Source organism: Phytohabitans kaempferiae, from assembly GCF_042433955.1.
Classification (GTDB): Bacteria; Actinomycetota; Actinomycetes; order Mycobacteriales; family Micromonosporaceae; genus Phytohabitans; species Phytohabitans kaempferiae.
Genome location: NZ_JBHLUH010000061.1, coordinates 124,161 through 140,320, shown reverse-complemented (window position 1 = coordinate 140,320; position 16,160 = coordinate 124,161). Strand labels below are relative to the sequence as shown.

The 16,160-nt window shown below is 71.1% G+C and carries 16 protein-coding genes; 10 read left to right on the top strand and 6 right to left on the bottom strand.

Features of this window, described 5'->3' with window-relative positions:
• Positions 1–10 precede the first annotated feature (10 nt).
• Genes ACFFIA_RS29565 through ACFFIA_RS29545 form a run of 5 tightly spaced genes read left to right on the top strand, consistent with a single transcriptional unit; the run spans position 11 to position 5,159 of the window.
• A complete protein-coding gene (locus tag ACFFIA_RS29565; RefSeq protein WP_377256873.1) occupies positions 11–1,345 on the top strand; it encodes an ABC transporter substrate-binding protein in 1,335 nt (444 codons plus the stop codon).
• Between the two features lie 59 nt (positions 1,346–1,404).
• Positions 1,405–2,352 (top strand): carbohydrate ABC transporter permease, encoded by a 948-nt coding sequence (locus ACFFIA_RS29560; RefSeq protein ID WP_377256870.1) that lies wholly within the window; start codon positions 1,405–1,407, stop codon positions 2,350–2,352.
• Between the two features lie 2 nt (positions 2,353–2,354).
• Entirely contained in the window at positions 2,355–3,173 is an 819-nt protein-coding gene (locus ACFFIA_RS29555) for a carbohydrate ABC transporter permease (protein ID WP_377256867.1), read from the top strand.
• Positions 3,170–3,700, top strand: a complete 531-nt coding sequence (locus ACFFIA_RS29550) for a PPC domain-containing DNA-binding protein (protein ID WP_377256864.1) — start codon at positions 3,170–3,172, stop codon at positions 3,698–3,700. The genes ACFFIA_RS29555 and ACFFIA_RS29550 overlap by 4 nt, the downstream gene beginning before the upstream one ends.
• Positions 3,690–5,159: an FGGY-family carbohydrate kinase gene (locus tag ACFFIA_RS29545; RefSeq protein ID WP_377256861.1), complete on the top strand. Its 1,470-nt coding sequence runs from the start codon at positions 3,690–3,692 to the stop codon at positions 5,157–5,159. The genes ACFFIA_RS29550 and ACFFIA_RS29545 overlap by 11 nt, the downstream gene beginning before the upstream one ends.
• Positions 5,160–5,168: 9 nt before the next feature.
• Here ACFFIA_RS29545 and ACFFIA_RS29540 read toward each other — a convergent pair whose 3' ends face one another.
• The 3 genes from ACFFIA_RS29540 to ACFFIA_RS29530 form a co-directional block, all read right to left on the bottom strand.
• The gene (locus ACFFIA_RS29540) at positions 5,169–6,215 is read right to left on the bottom strand and encodes a hemolysin family protein (RefSeq protein ID WP_377256858.1); all 1,047 of its coding nucleotides are present in this window, start codon (positions 6,213–6,215) and stop codon (positions 5,169–5,171) included.
• Positions 6,212–7,594, bottom strand: a complete 1,383-nt coding sequence (locus ACFFIA_RS29535; protein WP_377256855.1) for a hemolysin family protein — start codon at positions 7,592–7,594, stop codon at positions 6,212–6,214. The genes ACFFIA_RS29540 and ACFFIA_RS29535 overlap by 4 nt, the downstream gene beginning before the upstream one ends.
• 93 nt (positions 7,595–7,687) lie before the next feature.
• Positions 7,688–8,518, bottom strand: coding sequence for a hypothetical protein (locus ACFFIA_RS29530; RefSeq protein WP_377257286.1), 831 nt, complete (start codon positions 8,516–8,518; stop codon positions 7,688–7,690).
• 143 nt (positions 8,519–8,661) lie between these two features.
• Between ACFFIA_RS29530 and ACFFIA_RS29525 the strand changes: the two genes are divergently transcribed.
• Positions 8,662–9,945, top strand: a complete 1,284-nt coding sequence (locus ACFFIA_RS29525) for a DUF2254 domain-containing protein (RefSeq protein ID WP_377256852.1) — start codon at positions 8,662–8,664, stop codon at positions 9,943–9,945.
• 99 nt (positions 9,946–10,044) lie between these two features.
• Here ACFFIA_RS29525 and ACFFIA_RS29520 read toward each other — a convergent pair whose 3' ends face one another.
• Together ACFFIA_RS29520 and ACFFIA_RS29515 are read right to left on the bottom strand one after the other, a co-directional pair.
• Positions 10,045–10,863 carry a Bax inhibitor-1/YccA family protein gene (locus ACFFIA_RS29520; RefSeq protein WP_377256849.1) on the bottom strand — a complete coding sequence of 273 codons (819 nt, stop codon included), beginning with the start codon at positions 10,861–10,863 and terminating at the stop codon, positions 10,045–10,047.
• A complete protein-coding gene (locus tag ACFFIA_RS29515; protein WP_377256846.1) occupies positions 10,863–12,041 on the bottom strand; it encodes a sporulation protein in 1,179 nt (392 codons plus the stop codon). Before ACFFIA_RS29515 ends, ACFFIA_RS29520 begins: the two co-directional genes overlap by 1 nt.
• Positions 12,042–12,127: 86 nt before the next feature.
• On the opposite strand from ACFFIA_RS29515, the gene ACFFIA_RS29510 reads away from it, so the two are divergent.
• The 4 genes from ACFFIA_RS29510 to ACFFIA_RS29495 all read left to right on the top strand — a co-directional run bounded on the left by ACFFIA_RS29510 (position 12,128) and on the right by ACFFIA_RS29495 (position 14,446).
• Complete coding sequence (locus tag ACFFIA_RS29510) at positions 12,128–12,526, top strand: MerR family transcriptional regulator (protein ID WP_377256843.1); 399 nt, start codon at positions 12,128–12,130, stop codon at positions 12,524–12,526.
• Positions 12,527–12,645: 119 nt separating this feature from the next.
• On the top strand, positions 12,646–12,915 hold the full coding sequence (locus ACFFIA_RS29505) for a GlsB/YeaQ/YmgE family stress response membrane protein (RefSeq protein ID WP_377256840.1): 270 nt from the start codon (positions 12,646–12,648) through the stop codon (positions 12,913–12,915).
• 137 nt (positions 12,916–13,052) lie between these two features.
• The gene (locus ACFFIA_RS29500; protein ID WP_377256837.1) at positions 13,053–13,736 is read left to right on the top strand and encodes a GAF and ANTAR domain-containing protein; all 684 of its coding nucleotides are present in this window, start codon (positions 13,053–13,055) and stop codon (positions 13,734–13,736) included.
• 5 nt (positions 13,737–13,741) lie between these two features.
• Positions 13,742–14,446: an ANTAR domain-containing protein gene (locus ACFFIA_RS29495; RefSeq protein WP_377256835.1), complete on the top strand. Its 705-nt coding sequence runs from the start codon at positions 13,742–13,744 to the stop codon at positions 14,444–14,446.
• 641 nt (positions 14,447–15,087) lie between these two features.
• Here ACFFIA_RS29495 and ACFFIA_RS29490 read toward each other — a convergent pair.
• Positions 15,088–16,068, bottom strand: a complete 981-nt coding sequence (locus ACFFIA_RS29490) for an SDR family NAD(P)-dependent oxidoreductase (RefSeq protein ID WP_377256833.1) — start codon at positions 16,066–16,068, stop codon at positions 15,088–15,090.
• Positions 16,069–16,160 lie beyond the last annotated feature (92 nt).

The window sequence follows — 16,160 nt, the reverse complement described above, 5'->3', positions numbered from 1 at the left end:
CATGAAGCCAATGAAACGCTCGTTGATACCCGTAGCCGCCCTCGCCACGATCCTCACCGTCACCGCCTGCGGCAGCGGTGGTACCGGCGAACAGGGCCCCGAGTACACCGGCGACACCTTCGACTGGAAGCGTTACTCCGGCCAGTCGGTCAAGGTGTACGTCGCGGACACCGGCCAGGTCGAGAGCCTGCGCGCGGGCCTGCCCGGGTTCCAGGAGCTGACCGGCATCACCGTCGACATCGAGGCGGCGGACGTGACCAGCTACCGGCAGAACCTGCCGGTGCGGCTCACCTCCCGGGCCGCGGACTTCGACGTGATGGCGACCTTCCCCGAGGTCGACGGCCCGCAGTTCGCCAAGAACGGCTGGTACACCAACCTCGACCCGTACCTGTCGAACCCGGGCGTCACCAACCCCGAGTACGACATCGACGACTTCCGTCCCGGCGTCCGCAAGGCGATGACGGTCGAGGACCAGACCGTCACGGTCCTCTGGGAGATGCAGACCGACCTGGTCTACTACCGCAAGGACCTGCTGGAGCAGGCGAACATCCCGGTGCCGACCACGTTCGCCGAGTGGGACGCGGCGGCCGCGAAGATCCACGACCCGGGCAACCGGCTGTACGGCTTCGCGCTGCGCGGCATCCCGTACCAGACCACCACGCCGTTCTCGTCGTTCCTGTACGCGCACTGCGGCCAGTGGGTCAAGGACGGCAAGGCGGCCATCAACACGCCCGAGGCGCTGAAGGCGTACGAGGTGTACGGCCAGCTCGGCAAGAAGTACGGGCCGCCCGGCATCGCCGGCTTCGACTGGCCGGTGCCGTCGCAGCAGTTCGCCCAGGGCAACGTCTTCGCCTTCCTCGACGTGAACCTGTTCGTCAAGGACCTGGAGGACCCGTCGAAGTCGAAGGTCGCCGGCAAGGTGGGCTACACCAGCGTGCCGCGCGGCGACTGCGACCCGGCCCCGTTCATCGGCGGCTGGGGGTACGGCATCAACCCGTTCTCGGAGAAGCGTGACGCCGCCTGGTACTTCATCCAGTGGGCGACCAGCAAGCAGATGAACACCGACCTGAAGAAGACCGGCTGGCCGAGCCCCCGCGCGTCGGCGTGGGAGTCGCCGGAGTTCACCGGCAACGACAAGACGCCCGAGTTCAGCAAGGTCGTACTCGAGAGCACGCAGAACGCGCGAGCCCAGATGAACCCGCCGGTCGCGCCCGGCGTGGAGGCTCGCGAGATCGCCGGCACCGTCGCCAACAAGGGCCTTGAGGGCCAGACCGGCGACGCGCTCAAGGCGACCGCCGACCAGCAGAACGGCAAGCTCCAGGGCCTGCTCGACGCGATGCGCTGAGCCGCTCCGGCCGGCGCGGTGACCACCGCCGCGCCGGCCGCGGAGCCGGAAGGAGAACGATGGGCCAGCTCGTGAAGGACCCACCGCAGCAGCGGGCCACCCCGCCCGCGGACGCGCCGGCGCCGCGCCGCCGGCTGCTCGACGTGCTGGACAAGTACGACCGCTACATCCTGCCGGCGCCGGCGCTGATCGTCGTGGTGGCGATGCTGGCGTTCCCCGTCGGGTACACCATCTACCTGAGCTTCCACGAGTGGTCCGGTGGCCTGCGCCCGCCGGAGTTCCTCGGCCTGGACAACCTGACCCGGGCACTGTCCGACGAGCTCTTCTGGGGCAGCATCTGGCGGACGGTCTACTTCGTCGTCCTCTCGGTCGGCCTCCAGGTCGTGCTCGGCGTCGGCGCGGCGCTGCTGTTCCACCGCAAGTTCCCGGGCCGGGGCATCGCCCGCACGTTCTTCATGTTCCCGATGATCGCGACGCCCGCGGCGGTCGCCCTGGTCTGGAAGATGATGTACGACCCGACGATCGGCGTACTCAACTACATGGTCCAGGCGATCGGCGGTCCGACCCTGCTGTGGATCAGCGACGCCAAGCTCGCCATCCCGGCGCTCGCCATCGTCGACACCTGGATGTGGACGCCGCTGGTGATGCTCATCGTGCTGGCCGGCCTGGCGGCACTGCCGCAGGAGCCGTTCGAGGCGGCGAAGGTCGACGGCGCCAGCGAGCTGCGCACGTTCTTCAGCGTCACGCTGCCGCTGCTCAAGCCGGTCATCCTGGTCGCGGCGCTCTTCCGGCTCATCGACGCCATCAAGACGTTCGACATCATCAAGGTGATCACCGACGGCGGCCCCGGGAACGCCTCCGAGACGCTCAACCTGTACGCGTTCAAGCAGGGCATCACCTACCTGCACTTCGGGTACGGCTCGATGCTGCTCGTCTTCCTGACGTTGCTCGTCTTCGGCGTCGCGATCGTCTTCACCCGCCTGCGGGCCCGCAGCGAGGGACACTGACCATGACCCTGACCAAGATCGCCCGGCGGGTCGGCTTCTGGCTGCTGCTCACGGTCGCGCTCGCGCCCGCCGCGTTCGTCTTCTTCTGGATGCTGACCTCCTCGTTCAAGCAGCAGGTCGACATCTACTCGATCCCGCCGAAGTGGCTCAACTTCGACTTCACGCTGGACAACTACCGGGCGGCGTTCACCCGCACGGAGTTCGGCAGCTACATGACCAACAGCCTCATCGTCGCGTTCTGCTCGAGCCTGCTCGGGCTGGCGATCGGGCTTCCCGCGGCGTACAGCATCGCCCGGTACCGGCAGAACAAGCTGTCGCTGTCGCTGCTGACGGCCCGGCTGCTGCCCGGCGTGGCGTACCTGGTGCCGTTCTTCGTCGCCTTCACCGCGCTCCGGATGGTCGGCACGTACCCCGCGCTGATCCTGTCGCACGTCATCATCACGTTCCCGCTGACGGTCTTCATCATGGTGAACTTCTTCGCCGGCCTACCGGAGGAGATCTTCGACGCCGCCGCCGTCGACGGGTGCGGCAAGCTGGAGACGTTCTGGCGGATCGCGCTGCCGCTGACCCGGCCGGGCATGCTGACCGCGGGCATCCTCGCCTTCATCTTCTCCTGGAACGACTTCAAGATGGCGCTGGTCCTGTCCGATTCGGACAGTCGCACGCTGCCGGTCGCCGTCTTCAACTTCGTGCACGAAGCGTCCCTCGACTGGGGGCCGATGATGGCGTACGCGTCGATCATCATGGTCCCGGTCCTGATCCTGACCCTGTTCGCCCAACGGCACATCGTGACCGGCATGACCATGGGGAGCGTCAAGTGACCAGCAGCATCGAAACCGCACCGGCATTCGTCAGCCGCGCCGCCCGCAACGGCCGCGTCATCGCGGCCAGCATCAAGCCCGGCGCGCAGCTGACCGACTCGATCGAGCAGGCGTGCCGGGACCACGGCGTCCACACGGCCGTGATCCTCTCGGTCATCGGCACCATCGAGGAGGTGTACCTGCGCAACCCGCGCGACATCACCAAGCTGCCGATCCACCGCGAGCACGAGTTCGCCGACGAGATCGACACCGTCGTGCTCCAGCGACCGATGGAGATCCTCTCCGTGCAGGGCAACGTCACCACGCTCGACGGGGAGCTGTGGGCGCACTGCCACGCGCTGTTCTCCGAGGCCGGCGGACAGGTCCGCGGCGGTCACGTCTTCCGCGCCACGATCTGGAGCCAGGGCGAGGTGTTCCTCCAGGAGCTCACCGACATCCGGATCGACCGCGAACGCGACCTGGAGGTCACCGGCCTGCCGCAGATCCGCCTGCACGCCTGCGACATCGGCCCCGGCGATGGCCGCTGAGCTGCTGCTCGGCGTCGACGTCGGCACCGCCAGCAGCAAGGGCGTGCTGACCGACCCGGCCGGCCGGCTGCTGGCCACGGCGACCCGACCGCACGGGGTCAGCCGGCCGCGACCCGGCTGGGTCGAGCACGACCCGGAAGCCGTGTGGTGGGACGAGTTCGTGAGCATCGCGCGCGAGCTGACCGCCGCCGCGCCGGGGCGGGTCGCGGCGGTCGCGGTCAGCGGCATCGGCCCGTGCGTGCTGCCCACCACCGCGGACGACCGGCCCCTGCGCGACGCCATCCTCTACGGCGTCGACACTCGCGCCACCGAGGAGATCGCGGAACTCACCGAGCGGCTGGGCCGGGACGCGATCGTGCGCCGCGGCGGCAACCAGCTCACCAGCCAGGCGATCGGCCCGAAGCTGCGCTGGCTCCAGCGGCACGAGCCGGAGGTGTGGGCGCGGACCCGCCGCTTCCACATGGCCAGCTCACTGCTGGTGCGGCGGCTCACCGGCGAGTACGTCCTGGACCACCACTCGGCCAGCCAGAGCGATCCGCTCTACGACCTGACCGCCCAGGCGTGGCTGCCCGAGCTGGCCGGCGACCTCTTCCCCGGCCTGGAGCTGCCCCGCCTGCTGTGGCCCTCCGAGGTCGCCGGCACGGTCACCGCCGCCGCGGCCGAGGCGACCGGTCTGGCCGAGGGCACGCCGGTCACCGCCGGGACCATCGACGCCTGGGCCGAGGCGGTCAGCGTGGGCGCGACCCGCCCCGGCGACCTCATGCTCATGTACGGCACGACGATGTTCCTCACCCAGGTCGTCGAGCGGCCGCTCTTCCATCCGGCGCTCTGGTCGACCAACGGCGTCTTCGCCGGTACGTACTGCGCGGCCGGCGGCATGGCCACCTCCGGCGCGGTGGTGGAGTGGCTGCGCACGCTCACCGGCGGCGCCGACTACGACGCCCTCACCGCCGAGGCGCGGGCCACGCCGCCCGGCTCCGACGGTCTGGTCCTGCTGCCGTACTTCGCCGGCGAGCGGACGCCGCTCTTCGACGAGCGGGCGCGCGGCGTCCTCGCCGGGCTGACCCTCCACCACCACCGCGGCCACCTCTACCGGGCCGTGCTGGAGGCCACCGGATACGCGGTACGGCACCACCTCGACCTGATGGCCTCGTCGTTCCCCCCGCCGCGCCGGGTCGTCGCCGTCGGCGGCGGCGCCCGTCCACTGTGGACGCAGATCGTCACGGACATCACCGGGCACGCCCAGCACCTGCCCCGCGAGACGATCGGCGCCGCGTACGGCGACGCCTACCTCGCCGGGCTCGCGGCCGGCCTCACCGACCGCGACCGGGACTGGGTCGAGTGGGCCGACCCCGTGCGGCCGGACAGCGCCCGCCACACCTCGTACCAGCGCTTCTACGAGCTGTACCGGGACCTCTATCCGGCCACCCGGGAGATCGTGCACAAGCTGGCCGCCTAGCCGCCGTCGTCACACGCGCGTGGCCGTGGCGTCCTGCACCTCTCCGATGAGCTCCTCGACGATGTCCTCCAGGAACAGCACCCCGGTCACCGTGCCGTTCGCGTCGACGACGCGCGCGACGTGGGCGCCCTGCCCCCGGATCTCGGTGAGGGCGTCCTCCAGCTCCGCCGCCCGCGCGACGGTGGGCAGCTCCCGGATCCGGTCGGCGGGGATCGGCCGGTCCAACGTGTCCGGGCCGGTCAGGTCGAGGACGTCCTTGAGATGCAGGTACTTCGACGGTGCGCCGTCGGCGGCGCTGAGCACGTACCGGGAGTACCCGCTCGTGGACACCGCCTGCCGCACGTCCCGAGGCGTCGCTTCCGGCGGCAACAGCACCAGCTGCCCCAGCGGGACCTCGACGTCGGCGACGGCCTTCTCGGTGAACTCGAACGCCGCCGACAACGTCCCGGTGACGTCGACCAGCGTGCCCTCCCGCGTGGACTGCTCGACGATCGTGGCGACCTGGTCGAGCGTGTACGCGCTGGTGGCCTCGTCCTTCGGCTCGACCTTGAACAGGCGCAGCACACCGTTCGCGACCCAGTTCAGGGCTCGGATGAGCGGGCTGACCAGCCGGGAGACGAGCACGAGCGGCGGGGCGAGGATCAGCGCCGCCCGATCCGGCACGGAGAACGCGATGTTCTTGGGCACCATCTCGCCGAACACCACGTGCAGGAACGTCACCAGCACCAGGGCGACGACGAACGCGACTCCGGTGACCATCGCCGGCGTCAGGCCGGTCCACCCCAGCGGGTACTCCAGCAGGTGGTGGATCGCCGGTTCCGAGACGTTGAGGATCACCAGCGAGCACACCGTGATGCCGAGCTGGCTGGTGGCGAGCATCAGGGTCGCGTGTTCCATCGCCCACAGCGTTGTCTTCGCCGCCTTGCTGCCGGCGGCCGCGCGCGGCTCGATCTGCGAGCGGCGGGCGGAGATGACCGCGAACTCGGAGCCGACGAAGAACGCGTTGACGACCAGCAGCACGAGCAGCCAGATCAGACCGGGCAGGTACTCGCTCACTTGTCCGCCCCCCTCAGGGCCCGCGCGTCTTCGAACTGCTCAAGGACCCGCTCCCGGGCACCGCCGAACGCGGGATCGGTGGCGGTGTCGGCCGGCAGGTACCGCAGCCGGTCGATCCGCGCGCCGGTCAGCCGCTCGACCCGCAGCGTCCCGTACTCGACGGGGACCTGCTCGCCGAGCTGCGGGATGCGTTCGAGCCGGTCGAGCACGAACCCGGCGATCGTGTCGTACTCGTCGCTGTCCGGGACGCGCACGCCCGCCCGCGCCCACACCTCGTCCGGGCGCAGCCCGCCGCTGAGGACGATCGAGTCAGCGTGCCGCACGATGTCGCTGCGCCGCTGGTCGTGCTCGTCGTGCACCTCGCCCAGCAGCTCCTCGACCAGGTCTTCGAGCGTGACGATCCCGGCGGTGCCGCCGTGCTCGTCGACGACGACCGCGATCTGGTACCCCCGGCCCCGCAGGACCCCGAGCAACGATCCGACGCCGGCCGTCTCGGGGACCTTCAACGGCTCCGACATGAACTCGGTCACCGGGACCTGGCCGCGCCGGTCGAAGTCCACGCCGTACGCGGACTTCACGTGCACCACACCGACGATGTCGTCGATGCCCGCGCGCAGGATCGGAAAGCGGGAGTGCCCCGTGGCGGCGGACGCGTCGATCACGTCCGCGGCCGTCGCCGTGAACGGCAGGGTCACCGCACGCACACGCGGCGTCATCACCTCGGCCGCCGCGTGGGCGGAGAAGGTGAGCGTGCGGTGCAGCATCGCCGCGTCGTCCTGGTCGAGAGCGCCCTCGGTCGCGGACCGGCGGATGAGGAAGGTCAGCTCCTCGGCGGTACGCGCGCCCGACAACTCCTCCTTCGGCTCGATCCCGAACGACCGGATGACGCGGTTCGCCGTGCCGTTCAGCAGCGTCACGACCGGCTTGAAGACGAACGTGAAGGCGGCCTGGAACGGCACCACCAGCTTCGCGGTGGCCAACGGCACGGCCAGGGCGAAGTTCTTCGGCACCAGCTCGCCGAGGATCATCGAGAACAGGGTCGCCAGCACGATCGCGACCACCGCGCCGACCGCGGGTACCAATGTCTCGGAAAGGCCGAGGGCCGTGAGCGGGTCGCGCAGCAGTGAGCTGATCGCCGGCTCGAACGTGTAACCGGCCAGCAGCGTCGTCAACGTGATACCCAGCTGCGCGGCCGACAGGTGCGTCGACGTCACCCGCAACGCGTTGATCGTCGGCCCCAACCGCCGCTCGCCCCGGGCACGGCGCTGCTCCAGGTCAGCACGGTCGAGGTTTACCAGCGCGAACTCAGACGCGACGAAGAGGCCCGTGCCGACGGTGAGAAGGACGCCGGCGAGGATGCCCAACAACTCGGAACTCAACGCTCACCCCGCGACACCGTCAGAATGCGGTATGGCTCCTGCGAGGTGAGCCAGGGACTATGGCCAGATGAATCATCCACGGATCAAGATTACCTAACCCGAAACCGTGCCCGAAGCAGCGGCACCAGGCAACTCGGCAAGATCCGTGCAGTGCGCGACGGTGGCGTCGTCCGCCGCCACCACCTGGCGTGCCTCCGCCTCCCGGACGCGCCGGATGATCTCGGCGGGACCGCTCGACGCGAGCAGCGCCAGGACCTCCGGCCAGCTGGCGAGCCGAAACCGGTCCACGAGCCGGCTGGCTCCGTTGCTCAGCAGGGCGGCACCGGCCAACTCGGTGACCGGGCAGCTCCCGGTGACCGCCTCGGCCGCCGCCCGCGGGTCCTCCTTGGCGATCCAGTAGCCGCCCGGCCGGTTCCGGTTGGCGCGCATCGCGTCGACGCCCTCGCGGCGGGCCCGTTCGTACTCGGCGCTCCCCTCGGCGGCGGCCTCCAACGCGGCGAGGTACGGCCGGGCGAGCGCCACCTCCCGGGGATCCGAGACGACGAGCGGCCCGCCGGCGCGGTCGAGTACGAGGAACGCGTCGCCCAGCACGAGGTAGTCGGCACGGCCGTCGCGCGGGCGCAGGATCGCCACCGCCGCCCACGGGCTGCGGGGATCGGCCAGGTCGCAGGTGGCCCGGTGGGCGTCCGCGACCCGCTCGATCGCCTCGGCGAGCAGCGCCGGGAGGGCCCGGTCGGCGTCGAGCGACGACAGGCCGAGCAGCTCACCGCCCAGGCGGCTGGCGTACCAGGCCACGCCGTGCCGGCACACCGCGTCCGCGCCGGCGACACCACCGGCACCGTCGACCAGCACGGCCGTCCCGGGCACGGCACCGACGAAGTCCTCGTTGCCCCGCCCGGGCCGGCCCGCCGCGGCACTCGCCATCACCACGCGCATGTACGGCCGCCCGGGCGCGAGCCACGACTCGGGGTCACGCGTCGAGTCTGGCGTGCCGCCAGGCGGTATTTCCGCGCGGGGTGGCGAGGCTTGACCGGTTCAGGGTTCGAGCCGAGACCTACAGTAGCGATATGTCCGATTCGACCGGCAGGTCGCGGCGGCACTGGGACGTGACCCTGCTGCGACTGCGGGCCGTGCGGGATCACCTGCGGGAGAGCCTGCTGTTCCTGCCCGCGGTCATGCTGGCCGGCGCCCTCGTGATCGGCGTGTTCCTGGACCGGCTGGACGGACACCACATCGGCCCGCTCGCGCCGGAGCGGCTCACGTTCGCGCCCGATGTGGCCGTGTTGCTGCTGAGTACGATCGCCGGCGCCACGATCACCACGGCCGGCGTGGTCTTCTCCCTGCTGGTGGTCTCGCTGCAACTGGCCAGCGGCCAGTTCTCGCCACGCGTGCTGCGCGGCTTCTGGCGGGACCGCTTCAGCCACCTGCTCGTCGGCCTGCTGCTGTCCACCTTCGCGTTCTGCGTACTCGCCCTGGCCCGGGTCAACACCGACAAGAACATCGCACCGCCGTACACGGTGCTCTTCGCACTGCTGCTCACCCTCGCCTCGGTGATCGTCATCGTGGTCTACCTCGACCGGATCATCCGCCAGCAGTACGTCGGCAACATCATGCGCCGCGTACTCCACGAAACACTACGACTCATCGCGGAACTGCCCTACGGCCGCCACGTCGGCGAACGGGCCGGCAACCCGGTCCCCCCACCCGACCCGGACACCCTCGGACCCTCGATGATCGTCACCGCGCCGATCGACGGCTGGATACAACAAATCAGCCGACGCAGCCTCCTGGCCGCCACACCCCACGGAACCGTCCTACGACTGGAAACCCGAGTCGGCGCCTACCTCACCATGCACACACCCCTGGCCACACTCTGGCCCCCACCACCACCGGACCAGCGGGACCGAATCAACCGGCTCGTGGCCCACAGCATGATCGTCTCCACCGCCCGCACCATGCAACAGGACATCGACTTCGGACTACGCCAACTCAACGACATCGCCCTACGCGCACTCTCCGACCTCAACGACCCCACCACCGCGGTCGAAGCCATCGCCCGGATCGGCTCACTGATGCGCCCCCTGCTGCTGGCCGACCTACCCGCCCGATCGGTCGCCGACAACCACGGCCGGATCCTGCTCACACCACACGACCCCGACCACGCCACCTACGTCCGCCACGCCTTCGCCCAACTACACGTCTACGCCGCACGCCACCCCCAGGTACGCGAAGCCATCGCCGACACCATCCGCATGCTCCAAACCGCCTGCGCCGACCTGCCCGGCCGACAGGCGGCACGCGCCGAACTCGGCCGCCATCTGATGGCCACGCTCCCCGGCGTGCCCGGCTGACCCGGGCCCGGCCCACCGGATGCCGGACGCGGTGCCGCGGGGTGGGCCGTGACCGGCCCACCCCGGGTCGTTCCGCGGGACCTCGGTCCTCCCGGCGGCTCAGTCCTCCTGGAAGAAGGAGATCAGGCGCAGGATCTCGAGGTAGAGCCAGACGAGCTCGACGAGGATGCCGAACGCGCCGAGCCAGCCGTACCGGCGCGGCAGGCCGGCCCGGATGCCCTCCTCGATCTGCCCGAACGTGACGACGAACATCAGCGCGGCGACCACGATGCAGATCAGCGAGAAGACGATGGACAGGCCACCGCCGTCGCGCAGCGGCCCGGCCGTCCCGGTGAACATGGTGATGAGCAGGTTGACGATCGTGACCACGGCCAGACCGGCGGCCGCCCCGATGACGATCCGGGTGAACTTCGGCGTGGCCCGGATGATCCGCGCCTTGCAGAGGGCGGCCATCGTGAAGAACACGCCGAGGGTCGCGATCACCGCTTGCAGGACGATGCCGTCCCACCTGGTCTCGAACGCCTTGGAGACCGCGCCGAGGAAGACGCCTTCCACCACCGCGTAGGCCAGCAGGACGACCGGGTTGGTGACCTGGGCGAACGAGATGACCAGGCCGAGGACCAGCCCGACGAGCATGGCGGCGATCCAGACCGGCATCATCGCCGTCGGCGGTACGACGATCCAGGTCACGGCCGCCGCGGCCACCGCCGTGCCGAGCAGCGAGACGGTCTTGACCACGACGTCGTCGATGGTCATGACGTCCGACGAAGCCGGCGGTGCCCAGCCCGCCCGCGGGTCGGTGGGCACGGAGTACGTGCGGCCGCCGTAGCTGTAGGACTGCACCGGCGGAGGGCCGTAGGCGGCCGGTGGATGGGACGCGGCGCTCAGCCGCCGCAGGATCGGGTTGGAGCTGCGCATCAGAAGTCCTCGAACCCGCCGCCGTCGTCGAACCCGGCGTCGTCGAACCCGGCGTCGTCGAAGCCCTGCTCCTCCATCGCGCCGGCGGCGTCGTCGGGCGCCATCGCGTCGCCAACCATGTCGCTGATCATCATCCCGCCGAGGAAGCCCAGCGCGGCGCCACCGACACCGGCCGCGACCGCACCGCCCACGCCCATGCCCGGCCGCCGCTGGTAGCCGCCGTACTTGTAGCCGCCGCCATGGCCGCCGTACGCGTACCCCGGCTGGCCGTGACCGGGCGGGCCGTAGCCGCCCGGCTGCCCGTAGCCGGGCCGCTGGCCGTACGCCGGCTGCCCGTAACCGGGCTGGCCGTATCCGCCGGCGGGCTGGCCGTATCCCGGCTGCGCGGCGGGCGGCGGCTGCATGAACGCGCCCGGGGCGGGAGCCGCCGACAGGCGCTCGAGGGCCTGCATGAGCCAGCGGTCGACCTCGGCGATCCAGCCGTCGTCGGTGCTGGAGAGCCGCTCGACATCGGCGCTGGCGAGCTGGTGCACGTCGGGCTGGCCCGGCCGCCCGGAGAGCTCGACGGCCACCGTGACCCCGTCTGGACGCGGCACGACGGTGAAGACGATCTGCGGCACGTGCGGCCCGGGGGCCTGACCCTCCGGCATGGGCGCGTAGAAGGTGACCGCGTGCACCCCCGGCAGCGGCAGGCCCACCGTGTGGCCGTGCCGGACCTCGGTGCGGACGAAGCGGCAGCCGATCGTGCCCAGCGCGTCCATGATGTGCTGCTGGACCGGCGAGGCCTCGATCGCGGCCGGGTCGAAGTCGCCCTTGGCCGTGCCCGAGGCGACGGTGACCTGGGTACGCACGCCGAGCGCGAGGCCGGGCAGCGTCTGGCCGTAGAGCACCGTGAACGGCGTGTACTCCGGTACGGGGACGCTGAACGGGATCGCCTGGCGCGATCCGCCGGCCAGGCGCAGCCCGGAGCTGACCGGGAAGCGGGCCAACTCGATCTCACCACCGGCGCCGTTGGCAACCAGGATCAGGTCGACCGCGGTGATGTCCGCGTCCGACTTGGCCCGCAGGTTTACCTCGCCGGACAGCACGCCGCCCGGACGGGCCGGGTGTGGCGCCAGCACGGTGTCGACCTCGACACCGCCCAGCCCCAGTCCGGCGAGCAGCTTCTTGAAGACCATGCCGCTACCCTTCGATCACACGTTACGGTTACAGGCCGGCGGACAGTAGCACGTGAAGCTGTACGGTTACTGAGAGGAGTGGAAGCGTGGCAGGGCTGATGCGCATCGGCGAACTCGCCGCCGCCGCGGGCGTCAGCAACCGCACGATCGACTTCTACACCAACCGTGGTCTCATCGCGCCGGCTGAGCGCAGCCCCGGCGGCTACCGGCTGTACGACCCGGCGACGGTCGACCTGATCGCCGCGATCCGCCAGCTCGAAGCCTCCGGGATGGCGCTGGAGGACATCGGCCGCGAGCTCCACTCCGCCGCCACCGCCGACCTCCCCGCGGCGGTGGCCCGCCTCGACCGCGACCTGGAGACCCTGCGCGTCCTGGCCGAGTCCGCCGACGCCGAGGCGCAGCCGATGGCCGCGACGCTCACCGTACGGGCGCACAACCTCATCACCGCCGCGATGGATCTGCTCATCGCCATGCCCGAGGTCTGACCACACCGGTCGTCGCCCCTCTGCCCGCCGGCCGCCGGCGAGGTGGGGCCAGGTTTCGCCGCGGTGGCAGGTGGGCACCAGCCGACTGCCGCCATCGGGAACGGGTCAGGGAGGACAAAGTGGAGATTTCCGGATTCTTCACCGCCATCGTCGTCGGCGCCATCATCGGCATCCTCGGGCGCCTCGTCGTACCGGGCCGGCAGAAGATCTCCTGGTGGCTGACCCTCCTCATTGGAATCGTGGCCGCGGTGGTCGGCACCGTCGTGGCCGGCGTGCTCGGCGTCGCCGACACCCGCGGCGTCGACTGGATCGAACTCGTCCTCCAGATCGGATTCGCCGCCGCCGCGATCGCCATCATCGCCGGCGCCACCGGCCGCGGCCGCACCTGACCGGCTCCCCGCGGGGAGGATACGCCGGGCGACTACCATCCGAGCAGGTCCGCGCCGGGCGTACCGGCTGAGCCGTTCAGTACTGTGAGCCGGATGGGCTCTGGTGAGAGCTGCCAGGTTTGCGGCACGGTGAGGTGGTGGATCCGCTGGACGCCGAGAGCGAGCAGCCCGGTGGCGACGGTGCGCACCAGGTCTGCGGGGCCTGCGCGGCCGCCGTGCCCGGGATCGACGGCGTGTCGATAACGGTCATGACCGATGACGCGAATCGGACCCGGGTGTGTGCCACCAGCCCGCTGAGCGAGCGGTTGGACGACCTTCAGTTCACGCTCGGCGAGGGCCCGTGCCTGGACGTGTTCACCGGCGGCGTGCCGGCCATCGTTCCCGATCTGACCTCGGCCACCAGCCGGCAGCGCTGGCCCGTGTTCTCCTCGGCCGCCGTCGACGCGGGCGTGCGCGCGCTGTACACGCTGCCGTTGCGCGTGGGGGCGATCCGGCTCGGCGTGCTGGCCGCGCACCGCACCACGGCGGGCCTGCTCGATCCCGAGGATCTGGTGCGCCTGCTGCTGTTCGCCGAGCGGGCGACCCTGCTTCTGGTGGTAGAGGACCGGACCGAATTCGAGAAAAGGCCCCTGCGGCGCGCCGTGGTGCATCAGGCTACCGGCATGGTGGCGGTCCAGTTGGGCTCCAGCCTGGAGATGGCGTTGGCCCGCCTGCGGGCACACGCGTTCACCGCGGGGCTCTCGATGGAGCAGGTAGCGGATGAGGTCGTGGCCCGACGCCTGCGATTCTCCCCCGACAACAACAACGAACCCGGGTTGTGATCCTCATGCCGCGTGAACTTCAGCTGGTCGACGCTTTCGTCGAGGCCGCGGACACTCTCGTCGACGACTTCGACCTGCTCGACTTCCTGCATCGGATGACGGTGCGCTGCGTGGAACTCGTCGACGTCGACGCGGCCGGCCTGATGCTCGCCGACCACCAGGGCGGGCTCCGGGTGATGGCCACCTCGTCGGAGCGGGTCCGGCTCATCGAGCTGTTCGAGATCCAAAACGACGAAGGCCCCTGCCTGGACTGCTACCGCACGGCGGCACCGGTCGCCTGTCCGGACCTCGACGACGCCGGACCGCACTGGGCGCGATTCGCCCGGCTGGCCCGCGACGCCGGCTTCCGCGCGGTGCACGCTCTGCCGATGCGGCTGCGCCACGACATCATCGGCGTGCTCAACCTGTTTCGCGTCGAGGCCGGGGCACTGCCGGAAGCCGACCTGCGCGTGGCCCAGGCGATGGCCGACGTCTCGATGATCAGCCTGCTGCAACAGCGCGCCATCCGCGAACGCCAGGTGCTGGTCGAGCAACTCCAGGAGACCCTCGACAGCCGGATCGTGATCGAGCAGGCCAAAGGCGTGCTCGCCGAGCGCCTGAGCGTGGAGATGGACGAGGCGTTCGAGCGGATGCGCGACCACGGCCGGCAACACAACCTGCGCCTGGCCCAGGTCGCCGGCGAGATCGTCGCGGGACGCCTGAAGATCTGACGGGCCGGCCGGCAGCGGGCCCCGCCGCGGATGGGACGCGGCGAGGCCCGGTGCGGTACGCGGTCGGTTCAGCTCCCGAACACCTGAAACGTGAACTGCTTGGCGCCGGAGCTGACGGTGCCACCGCCGGCGCCGGTGACGGTGAGGTGACGGTGTATGTGCCGGCGGCGTCGAAGCCGAAGTTGGCGTGGCGTGGCACGGCGCCAGGAAAGCCCTCGCCGGCAACGCCGCCGCGGGGCCTGGTCGCCTCGAAGACCTCGACTTGGTTAGGCCGCGTTCGGACCTGGTGTCGTGTGTTGGAGAAGCTGTCGAGCCGGGCGCGCCGGTGCGCCCGCCCGGACGGACGCCGGATGCGCGGCTCGCGGCGTGCATGCGGGTCCGGTGGACCAGCCGCCCCAGCCGGGACGCTGGACCTCGGCGGATGGCGTGGGCGTTGTCGGGGACATAGCCCCTTGCGGCCGTTTTGAAGGGGCTATGTCCCCGACATGGCCCCTTTCGAGCGGATCGCGCAAACGTCCGCGCGCGCGTCCGCCAGCAGCAGGTGCCTGCGGAGCGTGGCGCCGAGACGGCGGCCAGCACACGCCGGGACATTTCCGGCGGAAGCCACCGGCAGGTTCCCCGTACCCCCTGGAACAGGTCCGCTAGCCCCTGGCGTGGCGCCAGCCGGCGAGGGCGAGCCTGGCACCGGCGGCACCGAGGCGGGCGAGGCGGGCGACCACCCAGGGGCGGCGCCGCCAGCCGTCGTCCGTCGAGGAGGGGTCGTCGCCAGGTGCGAAGACCGTGCCGGAGGTGGGCCGGACGGGCTCGGCGCGCAGAGCGGTCCGGTGGGTGTACGCCGCCATGACCCGCTCCAGCAGCCCCGGCGCCAGCCGCCACTGCCAGGCCAGAAACGCGCCCGCCGGGCCGGCGTGGGCCTCGCGGCGGGGATGTTCGAGGAGCTGGACGATCCGCCGGGCGGCCACGTCGGGCGCGTACACCGGTGGGATGGGGGCGATCCGCGCGCCGGTGTGGTTGGCCGCGTGGCGGTACATCGGAGTGTCGATCGAGGCGGGCAGCAGGACACACACCGAGATGTCCCGCTCCCCCGCCAGGCGCAGCTCCTGCCGCACTGTGCCGGAGAGCGCGCGCACCCCCTGCTTGGCCGCGACGTACCCGCTCAGGTAGGGCACCGTCACCTCGCCGAGCACCGAGGCGACGTTCACGACCACGCCGCCGCCGGTGGCCCGGAGGTGGGAGATCGCGGTACGGGTCCCGTACCCGACGCCGAGCAGGTTCGTCTCGATCACTCGGCGGAACTCGTCGATCGGGGTCTCGGTGAAGGTGCCGTACGAGACGACCGCCGCGTTGTTGACCCACGCGTCGACCCGTCCGAACTCCTCGACCGCCCGGCGGCCCAGCGCCTCGACCGCGGCCGGGTCGGTGACGTCCGTGCGCAGCCCGAGAGCACGCCCACCCCTGGCCCGGCAGGCGGCGACGACGTCGGCCAGCGCGTGCTCGCGCCGGGCGCCGACGACCACCGCAGCGCCGCGGCCGGCCAGGCGCAGCGCGGTCGCCGCGCCGATTCCCCCCGAGCCGCCGGTGATGACGACGACGGAGTCGGCCAGGTCACGCGTGAGCGGCATGGGGCTCTCGCGACTCCTCCGGCCGGCCCTTGGCGGTCGTGGCAGCGGTGTCCATGTCCTGGTGGTGCCCGCTGGAGGGAGGCGGAAACCTG